Annotated in this window: 11 protein-coding genes and 1 pseudogene; 3 read left to right on the top strand and 9 right to left on the bottom strand. The window is 60.0% G+C overall.

From position 1 onward, the window contains the following. Positions 1-8: 8 nt before the first annotated feature. Both ACOQPI_RS09810 and ACOQPI_RS09805 read right to left on the bottom strand, forming a co-directional pair. On the bottom strand, positions 9-410 hold the full coding sequence (locus ACOQPI_RS09810; RefSeq protein WP_420619472.1) for a helix-turn-helix domain-containing protein: 402 nt from the start codon (positions 408-410) through the stop codon (positions 9-11). A 171-nt stretch (positions 411-581) separates the two neighbouring features. Further along, positions 582-1055, bottom strand: coding sequence for a hypothetical protein (locus ACOQPI_RS09805; protein ID WP_420619471.1), 474 nt, complete (start codon positions 1053-1055; stop codon positions 582-584). Between the two features lie 1077 nt (positions 1056-2132). Between ACOQPI_RS09805 and ACOQPI_RS09800 the strand changes: the two genes are divergently transcribed. Beyond that, positions 2133-2732, top strand: a complete 600-nt coding sequence (locus ACOQPI_RS09800; protein WP_420619470.1) for a hypothetical protein — start codon at positions 2133-2135, stop codon at positions 2730-2732. A gap of 578 nt (positions 2733-3310) precedes the next feature. On the opposite strand, the gene ACOQPI_RS09795 is transcribed toward ACOQPI_RS09800, so the two are convergent. From ACOQPI_RS09795 to ACOQPI_RS09770, 6 genes are all read right to left on the bottom strand, one after another. After that, entirely contained in the window at positions 3311-4156 is an 846-nt protein-coding gene (locus ACOQPI_RS09795) for a type ISP restriction/modification enzyme (protein ID WP_420619469.1), read from the bottom strand. Continuing rightward, on the bottom strand, positions 4080-4544 hold the full coding sequence (locus ACOQPI_RS09790; RefSeq protein ID WP_420619468.1) for a cupin domain-containing protein: 465 nt from the start codon (positions 4542-4544) through the stop codon (positions 4080-4082). Before ACOQPI_RS09790 ends, ACOQPI_RS09795 begins: the two co-directional genes overlap by 77 nt. Positions 4545-4566: 22 nt before the next feature. Next, positions 4567-4968: a helix-turn-helix domain-containing protein gene (locus ACOQPI_RS09785; RefSeq protein ID WP_420619467.1), complete on the bottom strand. Its 402-nt coding sequence runs from the start codon at positions 4966-4968 to the stop codon at positions 4567-4569. A gap of 283 nt (positions 4969-5251) precedes the next feature. Further along, positions 5252-6121 carry a DUF3037 domain-containing protein gene (locus tag ACOQPI_RS09780; RefSeq protein WP_420619466.1) on the bottom strand — a complete coding sequence of 290 codons (870 nt, stop codon included), beginning with the start codon at positions 6119-6121 and terminating at the stop codon, positions 5252-5254. After that, entirely contained in the window at positions 6121-6912 is a 792-nt protein-coding gene (locus tag ACOQPI_RS09775; RefSeq protein ID WP_420619465.1) for a HipA family kinase, read from the bottom strand. Before ACOQPI_RS09775 ends, ACOQPI_RS09780 begins: the two co-directional genes overlap by 1 nt. Positions 6913-7133: 221 nt before the next feature. Then, entirely contained in the window at positions 7134-8264 is a 1131-nt protein-coding gene (locus ACOQPI_RS09770; protein ID WP_420619464.1) for a hypothetical protein, read from the bottom strand. A gap of 50 nt (positions 8265-8314) precedes the next feature. Between ACOQPI_RS09770 and ACOQPI_RS09765 the strand changes: the two are divergent. Both ACOQPI_RS09765 and ACOQPI_RS09760 read left to right on the top strand, forming a co-directional pair. Then, positions 8315-8536: pseudogene (locus ACOQPI_RS09765) on the top strand (helix-turn-helix domain-containing protein); the annotation flags it as partial. A 111-nt stretch (positions 8537-8647) separates the two neighbouring features. Continuing rightward, positions 8648-9448, top strand: a complete 801-nt coding sequence (locus ACOQPI_RS09760) for an ImmA/IrrE family metallo-endopeptidase (RefSeq protein WP_420621019.1) — start codon at positions 8648-8650, stop codon at positions 9446-9448. A 35-nt stretch (positions 9449-9483) separates the two neighbouring features. On the opposite strand, the gene ACOQPI_RS09755 is transcribed toward ACOQPI_RS09760, so the two are convergent. Next, entirely contained in the window at positions 9484-12639 is a 3156-nt protein-coding gene (locus ACOQPI_RS09755; protein ID WP_420619463.1) for a type ISP restriction/modification enzyme, read from the bottom strand. Between the last annotated feature and the right edge of the window lie 199 nt (positions 12640-12838).

Raw genomic sequence — 12838 nt, 5'->3', positions numbered from 1 at the left:
CTTTCCCGCTATACAGACCTGCTCACAGGAGGAACCGAGACCGTCTCAACCCTCGAATGATCTTGCTCTTCGAGAGAAGCCGACTCTGGCGATGACGTATAGGTGAGATTGACTGCGTGGTCGCCAACACTGATTTCGATGCTAAGTGTTCCACCGAGGGCGGAAGTGAGCTTGCACAAAGTGGACAGCTTGGGGTCAGCCGACCGCTCGAGCCTCGACACTCCACCCTGTGTGATACCGAGCTTCTCAGCCAGATCGACCTGATTGATGCCGAGCTCGCTCCGCAGTTCTGCCAGCTGAAAAGCGAAGATTCTCGCCTCCACCTTCTGCCCGTACTCCTCTGCCCTGGCACTGCGCACCGGATCGGCATCAATGGGAGCAGCAAGTTCGTCAAAGCTCTTGGTCGTCATGAAATGAGTCCTTGGTTTCGTAGTTCATTGTCGAAGGCAAACGGCATGCGCATGATCCCCCCTCCACCACAGTTGAGAACATCTGAGTCTGACAACTCAGACCTCCATGTCCTGTTACAACCCACGAACGACAGTGGCCAGCACCCGGCCACGTGCTGTCTGGGTGCCCGATTAGGCCTTCATCGCCTCCCGTGAATCAAGAAGGGCCGACAGTTCGGCAGCAACCCCCTCATCCGAAATGCTTGAAGACGCAAAATCGGGCTGTAACGCCAAATCACGCCCCCCTACCTGCACCATTGACATTCCGTTTGACGACAGGAGACGCAGGGCGTCACCTACTGGGGTGGTGGCGGTCAAAGACCGCTCGCACTCTTGCGCCGGATCGGCCGCAACGGGCGACTCCACCCTGAGCCACGCCATCCTCATCCCCTCTCGACCGTCTGAAACGACCGTCACCAGCAGACCGATCCGATGGCCCCAGTCGAAGATCTTGACAACTGCCGGACCAAGAGGATCGGTGGGCAGCACCGGCACCGTGAGCGCATCTCCGGCACTACGCACCCACTGCGACAGCCCAGCAGGCATCTCGCTCAACGATGCCAACAAACCGATCCGCCGACGACAGGCGTTTTCGTCCACCTTCACAACTCCTCGATTGCGTAGTTCCAAACGTACCCGAGAGCCCACCGGTGAGCGCGTTCAATTGACGTGCGACAGTCCGATGGAACGACTTCTGTATCACGGACTCCCCAGACATGCACATGCACCCTGCGATGCGCCGTGTCCACCTTCAGCACTTCAATCCAGCTTTCAACACCAACTCGCCGCATTTGGAGAATTACGGCGAAGTCAACCAAACGGCGATTCGCAGTCCACAGCGTGCGCCGGTCCACCACCTGGAACTGATGAGAGGACTCTGGCAGCGCAAAGACCGTCGTCGGCCTACTGGCATCAAGGCGTTCCTCGACCGGGGGTAGAGGAGGGAGTTGCGTACCCCCCTCTGCTGACGACGAGCCTTTCACTACGCTCCCCCGCAATCAACGATGACCTGCGCCGCTGAGCCTTCCACAGCCGAAGGTTGCCCGACACCTATCTCAAACGACCGCAAAGCAGACAGCCTTCGCCCACCCAGCATCAATCGCATGAACTCAGACCTGAGCACTGATCCGCCGCTGCCTTCTCTGTTATTTTGATCTATGTCATTATATACAATGATTTTTTATGTTGCATAATGCAAACTTGGGCAGCCATTTCTTCCCATCAGACTTCAGGCCCGTGTTCCTGTCGTATCGCTAAGGCGACGAAAGGACGAAGGCAACGTCCTCAGCGCGGGGACTCCGAGAACCTGAAGCGCCCGCTTGGCGCGACCCCACCGACCTTTGCCAGTCAACCCCGATGGCACCAGGCACTACCACTATGCTGCCGCGTCGGCACCTAACGCACTTTCGCTGGGCCTCGGTTCGACTACCGAAGCCGCACAGCAGGGCCAGCACCTACCACCGCTGCTTCAGTCCACGCGCGTCCCGCAAAGCACCGATGTGGCACCGCACCGGAACCCATGGCTGCTTCGATTGCTGTCAGGCCACCAAGCATCATGGCCAATTGGCCACAGTCACTGATGGAATCCTCCCTACCAATCTCGAAGACGAGCTGACCTCTTGTTCTGAAAGTCGTTCGTCACCGACGACCTCAAGAATCGCAATAGCGTAGCTAGGAGCAATAATGGCAAGACGAACCAGACCCTTTCCCCGTCGCAACCTTCAAGAAGCTGCCGCCGTACCGAGAGTCCTCAAGGAGTACAACGGCGGCAATGACTGGCCACCGGGCGAAGTTGCATCAGCCCTTGGAACTACAGCGAAGGCGCGCAAACTGCGTGATGTGACGGCAGCATCGCAGCACTACGGCTTTACGACAGGCACGAGCGATGCATCATCAATCTCTCTCACGGAACTTGGACGTGAGCTTGTTTATCCCGCAAGTGCTGATGCGGAACTTGCTGCATTCCACACAGCATTCCGAAATATAGAGTCCTTTGCGGGAGTCGTCGATCACTTCGCTGGCAGCGAATTACCCGAAGAACGCTATGTTGCCAACACGCTTGAAAGTCAGTTCAATATTGACCCTGATTGGCACGAAGAGTTCATTGAGATACTTGGTGACAATTGCAAGCTCATTGGTATTGGAAGCAACTACAACCCAGACACATACTCGCCAACTGCTCGTGGTCTTGGATCCCCGGACGATTCCCTACTCTCACCCACTCGTACCATCATACAAGCCGAAGGCGCTCCAATATGTTTCGTGATTATGCCGTTCGTCTAAAGGGACGACCGCCATGAATCTGGCTTCTTCGATGAAGTTCTGAAGAGCGTCCTTACGCCAGCCCTTGAGGCTGCTGGTTTCGAGGTTCGCACCTCGAAACGAACTGGATCAGATGTGATTCAAGCCACAATCCTCAAGGAACTCCTTGGTGCTGACCTCGTATTAGCCGACCTCACAGAACATAACCCCAATGTACTCTTCGAATTAGGCCTTCGCATCGCTGGGGAGAAGCCAATTGCTCTAGTGAAAGCGAAGGGAACAGGCCGAGTCTTTGACATCGACAACATGTTGCGGTGTGTAGAGTACAGTCCGAACCTCTGGCCCTCCACTATCGACAAGGATGTTCCTGCAATACAAGCGCACGTCATGGGTGCCTGGGAGAACCTGGATACTGACCCTAGCTTCTTCTCAATTCTGAGTTCGCAGTCCATCTAGCATTCTTAGCCACAAAGTAAGGCTCGGAGAGAATCAGCAATCCGACACATCGTAATCCTCTCTGCAACGGAACCGACTACACAGTATGCAGGTAGTCGCATTCATAGAAGCGATCGCAAAACCGTGAGGTGGGTGGCGGGGAATCACTCGGGGGCGGTCATGCGGGTAAGAACAGGACAGGCACGATCGGCAGCGTGGTTGAGGGAGGCGATTTTGTTGCAGACTTCGATTAGGTCACTTGTGAAGTCCCAGGTTGTTGGCTGGATGTCGTCGAGGGGGGATGACTTGCGGCCGCCGGGGGTGGAGGATCGGGTTTTGATCCAGCGTGGGAGGGTTCGGTAACCGGATACCTGGTGTTTCCAGATATCGGAGGTCACGCCGGTAAACTCGCCGCCACCGAACCTGAGAGCGTTGTCATCTGAGTGATAGCAGCTGTCGGTGAAGTCGGGGAGCTTGGAGGGGTCCACAGCCACGGTGCATTGCACGCCCGATTTGTCCAGGTTGATGCCCTTGGCAATCTCCACTAAGCGCAGGCCGATGGCCACCAGAGCCTTGAAATCTTCGTGGGGGTCGGGAAAGGGGATGTGGGGCTTGAGAGTGTCGCCCATCGGGTCGGCCCACCGTTCTGGGTAGGCCTCGGTACCGAGCAGTCCCGCGCAGTAGTGCCAGACCTCTTCGCCCGAGACCCGCTGCCCGTGCTTCTCGGAAAGCCAGTTGACGGTGGCCTCGTCTGCATTGGCATCGGTAGCGTCTTTGTCTCGCCAGAGGGGAAAGACAGTGCCCGCACGCCCGTGATGGCAATCCTTGTCTGGTATCTGCACGTAGAGAACCGCCGTTGGGCCATCGCCAGCGGCTTCAGTGAGCTTGGCCGTGACCAGGTACACCTGCCGTGAGCTGTGCCGTGCCCACAAGTCAGGACGCATCATGTCGTCTACACGATTGTCGGGTATCGCCCACCGGATGCTGAGGGGTCGGTGAGCGTACTCCACAGGTTGAGGACAAGGTGCGGTAGCCGACAGTTCCCTTATCGTGCGAGGACTGGGTCGAGGCACCCATCCAAGTGTGGGCCGGAACCACCACACACGGCCGCTCCCCGGCCTCCAAGTCGTCGCCCAACACCGGACGCTCCACCAACCCGTCCGGCCCCAGCAGCAGCATCTGAACAGCCGCCCCCGCGTAGTGATGCCGCAGCTCCGGTCCGTCCAGGCGATGCATCGCCGAAAAGTCCCCCGGCCGAATCAAGAAATAGATCGCAGTGCTCCGCTCATCCCGCCAAACCTCCCGCCACATCCCCCCTTCCTCAGGCAACGGCACCAACCCCAACATCGCCACCACCTCAGCCCCAGACAACCCCGCCAAGTCCTCCCGCTGCCCCATCGCACCGACCCTAGCTTTCCCGCTATACAGACCTGCTCCCAGGAGGAACCGAGGCCGCCTCAGCCCTCGAATGATCTTGCTCTTCGAGAGAAGACGGCTCCGGCGTTGATGGGTAGGTGAGATTGATTGCGCGGTCGCCAACACTGACCTCAATGCTGAGCGTTCCACCAAGAGCAGAAGTGAGCTTGCACAAAGTGGACAACTTGGGGTCAGCCGACCGCTCGAGCCTCGACACTCCGCCCTGTGTGATCCCGAGCTTCTCAGCCAGATCGACCTGATTGATGCCGAGCTCACTCCGCAGTTCCGCTAGCTGCAAGGCGAAAAGTCTCGCCTCCGCCTTCTGCCTGTACTCCTCCGCTCTGGCACTTCGCACCGGATCAGAATCAATAGGTGCAGCGAGTTCATCAAAGCTCTTGGTCATCATAGGATTAGTCCTTGGTGCATTACTTCTACATCATATGAGTTTCAAGTATTTTTTGTGTTAGCCGGAGGCCAGAGTTACCAGCCAATTTCGATATGCTCTACAAGCCCGCTGGTGCTGTTCTTGTGGGAAGACGCAAGCCCCGGAGTGCCAGGCCGAGGACCCGCTGCATGCGGGTCGACTAGGACGGGAGCCGGGGCTGACGCATTTTGAGGCCCCAAGACCGAGTTCCGCTCAGAGAACGCTGCCTGCGCCTGCGACAATCAGCCCCCAGGTAAGCCGCCCACTAGGCCGCGGCATGGAGTAAGTGGTGAGCGCGAGTAGCCACTTGGTCAGCCCGCTCTACTGGCACTGGGTCGATCTCCAAGGCAGCAAACACGCTCATGGCCTCGTCCATCGCCGGCGAGGACTGCCCCTCTGCGGGAGGGATGTATGCGACCTCGACAGCCACTTCGGAACCAACCTCAAAGCTCCTCTCGCCAGCCGTTACCGAGCCGCCCGACTCTCGGGCATCCCTCACCGTCCATCCCCACGACTTGATGTGTTCCGACAGCGTCTCCTGGTCGGGCACCTGGAATGACCACGAATGAGCGAGTTGGACCACCTGCCCGTTCGCCACTGCGAAGTCGAGTCGCTGCCGATGGCGGCTCGTGCTCAAAATCACCTGCTCGCTCAGGGCGTGGCCCTTGAGAATCGACTGCTCGCGATATGCCCGCCGCAGCGCGGCCAACACCTCGTTCTTCTTGCGGAACGGGTAGCGCCGATGCCCGGGATCAACGATCATCAGATCGAACACCCTGTCGAGAGCCTGCTCCGCGCTGTCAGCCACCAAAGGGGTAGGCGGACTGAGTTGAACAATGTTCCGGTGGTCCCTGTGGAGTTCGTCGAGCCACGCCTCACTCAATTCAACTTCTGCATCGAACAGGGTCTCAAGGCTCGCCTGATGCTCGTCGATCACCGAGCCAACCCGGCCAATCAACGACCACACGGCACCAAGGGCCTCGTGCGGTCCCAGGGAACGAGCTCGCGCCGGATTCCCAACCTGGCGAACAGCCCAATCAGAGGACTCCTCACTACCAGCAATCGCGCCGACATTCACGAACTCTCCCCGAGCCGGATCGGGCACGAAGCGCACGAGAGAGTAAACGAACCTCATCATGCCCTCCCAGAATAGCCGTCGAGCCTATCGGCAACAGGCGCGGCCCGACGCTGCAAGAACCATCCGACCGCTTCGAGTTCTTCATCCGTGACCGGCCAGCCCCTTGGGATCGTTCGCAGCGCATCAGCCAGAGCGTCAGCCTCCAACTGCCTTAAGCGAGCAGAAAGTTGGGATAGCTCGGAAGCGTCCAATCCATCAACTGAGGAGGTAAGCCTGCGGGGGTCGTCAACCCTCTCCACCAGCGAATGCTCCGTCCACCTCGGCCCTTCGGGCAGGTAGAAGCCGTGGTCGTGGCTGAACAGCTTCTTGTCGTCTGATGCTGAGTAGAGCCATTGGTCATCACCACCCCAGCACCAATCGTAGAGAGCAAAAACGCCTGCGTGTCGCCGGCCATTGTCGTCGCGGTCGCGATGGAGGAGCTGTCGATCCTCAACCGCGCTGTCAACCGCCCTACTGGCGTGAGCGAGACCGGGCTCAAGCTGGCTGCCTGGACGGAATTCCCAGCCGCGCAACTCCTCAGGCAAGGTGACCACTGCTGTCTCGCATACCGGTGCCCCAATCAGTCCTCCAACCACCCCCACAATCGCCTCGGTCACTGCCACCCGCTCCCCTTGAAGGTTGTTGAGAGGCTTCACCCACCACTGGAGACCATCAGAGTCTGCCGCCAGAAAAGTCCCCGAACCGCCCCGCGGGCTGGGTTGCAACAGCACCTCGATAGTGGGTCCGGGCACACCACTGCGCCGGGTCCCAGCGATACGCCCGCTCCAATCTGCACGGTCAACAGCCATCCCTCCAAGCTACAGGGAGTGCATGGTCGACTCGTATGGCTTATTGCACCTGCCGCCGGTGACCAAAGAGCTGCCGGAGGGGGGCCATGCACAAACCCAACACCGGACCTCGCCCCAAAAGGTCGTCAGCATCCGACGTCTTCGCGCAGGCTCGACTGCCTACCACTCTCCCAACTGCTCCGCAGCTACGCCCCTACCAGAAGGGACTCGCCAAGGTATCGCTAATCCGCTTTTTCAGCGAGGGGATTGAGGAACGACTTGCGGCGGGTGAGGTTTTCTGCACCACAGGCATTGCAGGTGTGCCGGGTGGTGGGGTCGATCCAACCCTCGGTTGGGCTGAGGATCGAATGACCGCAGTCGGTACAGGCTAGGGCGACGATTGGGGTCTTTTCGGCAGCAAGAGCGCGCTGGACGGCCATCATGCGCAACGTCTGCTCGTCTATGACCTCTCCGTCGAGGATGACAGGGGAATGAGTCTCGTCAATCACTATCTCGCCGGTGTCAGACCAGGCATGCACGTGGATGCCCTTGTCCTCGGGACGGGTCATCGTTGAGATGATGGCTTTGTTGGAGGGCCAAAGAGCAATCCCCGCATAGTCCTGAGACGAGATGTCAAGCGGCCGGTCTACTTGCTGGGCTGGCGGCGGTTCCGACAAGCCAAGGCGAGCCTGGAGACCACCCAACGGATTCGAGATCGATGGCGATCGGCGGAAGTTTCTACCACAGGAGTTGCAGAGATGCTTGCAGTGGGGTTGAGTCGCAAACCGCAGTTCGTCGATATGCACCTCGTCACAGTGAGGACACGTGAGGGGCTGCACCCGCTGCTGGGTCAGCTCGCTGATGGCAAAGGCCCGGGCCGCCATCGCCTCAATCGTTTCGGTGACCCCGCCCCCGCATACCGTGATGATGTCGTAAGAGTCATCAAGGCCCTTCGGCCCATTGGCATTCTGACGACGGTGGATATGCACGCCACCGGACTGGATGGGAACCTTCCCAATCGCAATAGCGGGACGTACTTCGCCCCAGATGGCCACTTCGCCTACCGAGAGGTCGACTTCGACCCGCATATCGTCAGAAACAGGATCGAACCAAGCCCCTGAGCACCGCTCGAGAGGGGCTCCATCCGGCCCTCCCGCCTCAAGGCCGTGGGTGCGGCACCACCAGTTGGGCTTGCCGCTGCGCTTCTTCACCTCAGCCTGAATATCGCAGGGTCCGAGGCCCTTCTTCGTCTCGGGAATGTTGTGGAAACAGTTTTCCATGGCTCCTCCAATCGAGCCGTTGTCGCTTTCGTTGTGGCCCGCTAGATTGTAAGGGGTTGAGGTAAACTTATCAACGAGATATGCTATATGCAATTAATAATTTTACAATAAAGCCGCGATTTCGGTAATCTAGAGTAAAATTCATGATAAAAGGAGGCAGGATGAGCAGCAACCAGGACACCTCGGCCAGCCCACCAGTGCCAAGCCGCTTCCGATTAGCCCGTGAACTTCGTGGGCTTACGCAACGCCAAGTCGCTGACGAAATGAATCATGCCGTTTCCTCCCCAGCCTTGAGCCAGATCGAGTCCGGCAAACTCCGGCCCTCTGAGGCCACAATAACGCAGCTTGCCATTGCCCTCCGCGTGCCCGAGTCCTTCTTTTCGGCCCAATGGCCTGCGGATGCCGACTCCACCACCTACTTTCGCGACCTCCGCTCCACCAGGGTTACGGAGAGGCGTCGAGCTAGGGCCCAAGCCTTGCTTCTCAGCAATTTCATCACCGCCTTGGAACAGCACATCCGCCTACCAGAACTTGCTGTTCCAAAGTTGCCAGTAACCCCGGGGGCGACAAGGGACGAGATCGAGCAGGCCTCCTTCCAAGTCAGGGAGGCGTGGGATCTAGGCAGCGGCCCAATCCCCCACGTCGTGCGTGAACTAGAGCGCCACGGGATCGCCGTGGCTCGCCTCACACTGGGCAACGTCTCTGTTGATGCCTTCTCCACTCAAGCCGGACCCCGGCCCCTTGTCTTTCTGACGGACGACAAAGGTGACAACTACGTGCGCTCAAGATTCGATGCAAGCCACGAACTTGGCCATCTCGTAATGCACGAGGCGTTGGAGCCCGGAACAAGGGAAGTGGAACGTCAGGCCCAAGACTTTGCCTCGTCTTTCTTGCTCCCCGAGGCCAGTGCTCGCAAGGAGCTGCCATCTCGGCTCGATGCCGCTGGTTGGTCCCGGCTTGCCGAGATGAAGCGTACATGGGGCATATCAATGGCAGCACTGCTATTCCGTTCTCGCTCCCTCCGAATCGTGTCGGCCGACGCGTACCAGTCAGCCATGCGCTACATGTCCGCCCGTGGATGGCGCACCCAGGAGCCGGGAGATCGTGAAATGGGAGCGCCCGAAGCCCCCCTGCTCCTAGAACGCTCGGTGCGACGCGCCGAAGTAGAGGCAGGACTGCCGGTCGAATCGCTCGTGCGCTCCGCTCACCTTCCTCTGGACGACATTCTCGACTTGTTGAGGACCTCAGTGGACGAGCGGCCCATAATCGAGTTGTAGACGCCACTTTCCGCCGGAACAGGCTGCGGGTGGGATTACTCAGGGCCGGTCATTCGGGTGAGGATGGGGTGGGCTTGGGTCGCGGTGTGGTTGAGGGAGGTGATTTTGTCGCAGACTTCGATTAGGTCTCTTGTGAAGTCCCAGGTTGTGGGTTGGATGTCGTCGAGGTCAGAGGACTTGCGGCCACCGGGGGTGGAGGATCGGGCTTTGATCCAGCGGGGGAGGGTTCGGTAGCCGGATACTTGATGGTTCCAGATGTCGTGGGTCACGCCGGTGAACTCACCGCCACCGAATCTGAGAGCGTTGTCGTCGGGGTGGTAGCAGCGGTCGGTGAAGTCGGGGAGCTTGGAGGGGTTCACGGCCACGGTGCATTGCACGCCTGATTTGTCCAGGTTGATGCCTTTGGCGATCTCCACCAGGCGTCGGCCGATGGCCACCAGGGCCTCGAAGTCTTCGTGGGAGTCGGGGAAGGGGATGTGGGGCTTGAGGGTGTCGCCCATCGGGTCGCCCCACCGCTCTGGGTAGGCCTCGGTACCGAGCAGTCCGGCGCAGTAGTGCCAGACCTCTTCGCTCGAGACCTGCTGGCTGTACTTTCCGGAAAGCCGGCTGACGGTGGCTTCGTCTGCGTTTGCGTCGGTTGCCTCTTTATCCCTCCAAAGGGGGAAAACCGTGCCTCCCCCATGTCCATGATGGGAGTCATTGTCGGGGATTCGGTTGTAGATGACTGCTGTCGGACCATCGCCAGGTGCCTCGGTGAGCTTGGGGACAACCAGATATGCCTGTCGAGGGCTGTGCCTTGCCCACAAGTCGGGACGCAATCTATCGCCCAGACGGCTGTCGGCTATGGCCCACTGAGTGCAGAGCGGTCTGAAGGAGTATTCCACCAGCAAGGGAGTCGGCGCATCGGCTGCCAGCTTGCGGATAGTGCGTGGACTGGGGCGAGGACTGCCATCCAGTGTCGGTGGGTCGCTATCTAAATCGCGACTACCTGTTGCCTTCAAGAGAACAGAACGCTCTGACAAACCGGTGCCGTCTGGCTCGACTGACGCGGTCACAAGCCGATTCCATCGCCTCTTCAGTACATCCCCAGTCGGAGCAATGGGCCATCTACGGTTGTACTTGACACCGGGCGTCTTCCACCTGAGTACCTGATCTACAGAAGGCTGGGCCTCGTACCAGTCGCTTTCACCCTCTGGCAGAAACCTCTCACCCCAGCCAGTCCTGGCCTTCACCCAGCCATCTCCCTCAAGAGTGATCGCGTCCAGATCTGCCAACTTTTCCGCGCGGGTACCGGTCAACCTCCGATATTGAACTTCGGCTGGCTCGGGCTTCCCGGCACCAATGCGTACGGCAATGGTGATACAGACCGGAGTTTGAATGGGGAACACGTTCTCGCCGTCGTCGCGAGCACTTCGCTGATCTCCACCAAGATCTACTACCCAAATGTGGTCGAACCTGGCTCTCAAGTGGGCCCGCATCCCAGCCCATGGATCGGAGCGCAACCAAGCAGAGGGTGTGATGTAGCAAACAATGCCCGGACCTCCAGGCGAACTCATGCCAGGGTGCTCCTGCTCGCACACTTTCCACACGCCCCACCGCCAGAAGTAGGTGGCCAGCTCATAAATGCTCTGGAGCTGACCTCGCTTACCTGACGGAGTCTTACTTGCAAAGTCCGCAATGAGACCCGGCTCACCCTCGTAGCCGTGCCTGATCATCCCCCCGAAACGGCGAGCAGTGTCGTCTCCGGCGCTGTCGGCCTGCGATTGGTCGCGGTCGTACGGGGGGTTGCCGATCACCACGGTCACCCGTGTCTTCGGGTCCTTTACCAGATTGGCCCGCTCTTGCTGGGCGGCGATGTCTTGCGCGAACACGGTGCTCGTCTGCTGGAAGCCCGAGGGCGACAGCGTGTCTGTCAGCAATACCCGGCTCTGGTCGAGCTTGACGCCGTGGGCCTGGCACTTGGCAGCCAGCCGCATCCGGGCCACGGTGTAGGGAGCCACCATCAACTCGAAGCCGTACAGGCTCCCGGCGGTCTTGGAAACTGCCTCCATCACCGCCCCAGGCCCCTGCTCGGCACTGGTCTTGTCGGCCACATACTCGATCAGCCGAGCCAGATAGGTGCCGGTGCCGCACGCTGGGTCGAGGGTCTCCACCCCGCCGCCCGCAAATCCCCTCGTCTTGCCCAGCAGCTCCCGCAACGCCCAGTCGGTGGCCCGAACCTGGTAGTCCACGATCTCGGCCGGGGTGTAGAACACGCCCCGGTCCTGCTGGAGCTTCCGGTCGTACTGCTTGATGAACGCCTCGTAGAAGTCCACCCACCAGTCGTCGTCGGACGGCATCTGCGGGTCGAGGGCCGCGGCACCATCGACGATGGCGTGCAGGTGTATCGCCAGCGTCTTGTCGGTTCGGGCGGCATCATCGATGTGGTTGAGCACTTGGGCCACCATCACATGGCCCCCGCCCCGAAGCGCGCTCACTGCCACAGGCAGGCTGAACGCCATGCTGTCGGCGTCGGCCACCAATCCCCTGGCGAGAAGCAGGCCCGCCATCGCCGTCTGGGCGAAGTTGTCGGCGAAACCGGCTTCGTCCATATCCGGGATCAGATTCTCCACCCAGGTGTCGAACAGCTCGCCAAGGCCCTTGTTGCCCTCGGCCAGCGCATCCCCCACCGCTTGGCGGAGCAGCCGGGCACGCCGCCCCATCGTCTTGGCCAGGGCTTTCGGGTCGGAGTCAACGGTCGGCGTGTAGGCCAGGAACTCATCCCATAGGGCCGCCCACTCATCGGTGTCGATCGCCACCGGCTGCTCGGTCAACCGCACCCCGTCACGCCAGAGGGTGGCCTCTGTACCGTTGCTGTAGACGAGGTTGGGCAGGGCCTGAAATGCCTCCCACTGGTCCTTGTCATGCCGGTCTCGCAGCTTGCGGGGATCGGCGGGCTTGGTCATGTGCTTCAACTCGATGTGGCCGACGACGCGCCCATCCGAAGTGCGGATCAGCAGGTCGGGCCTGCCGACGGGAGTGGCGTACTCGCTCAGCACATCCAACCAGCCGTCACCCAAGGCGTTCAGCAGATTGGTGGTCGGCGCCTTCAGGTCGTCCTCGGTGTTCTCCGACGAGTCGAACCGGTCGAGAGCGGCGACATACTCGGCAAAAGCATCCTGATCGGCTGTCGCGACCGAATAAGCCCCCACGGTCTCACCCTACTCTTGGGCGACTCTCGTCGGAGAATGCCGAGATCAGGCTTCTCCTGTAAGAGGGTTACTGTACTCTTGCCTACGTGAGCGGACTGAACGTAGTTGCAGTGCGCCGACTCGCGGACCATAATTAGAAGGTCTGCTGGTGCTGTTCCAGTGGGAAGACGGAAGCCCTGGAGTGCCAGGCCGAGGATCC

Source organism: Candidatus Poriferisocius sp. (genome assembly GCF_965219815.1).
GTDB lineage: Bacteria > Actinomycetota > Acidimicrobiia > Acidimicrobiales > Bin134 > Poriferisocius.
Note: the sequence above shows the minus strand (reverse complement) of the source record. Positions and strands in the feature narration are given on the sequence as shown.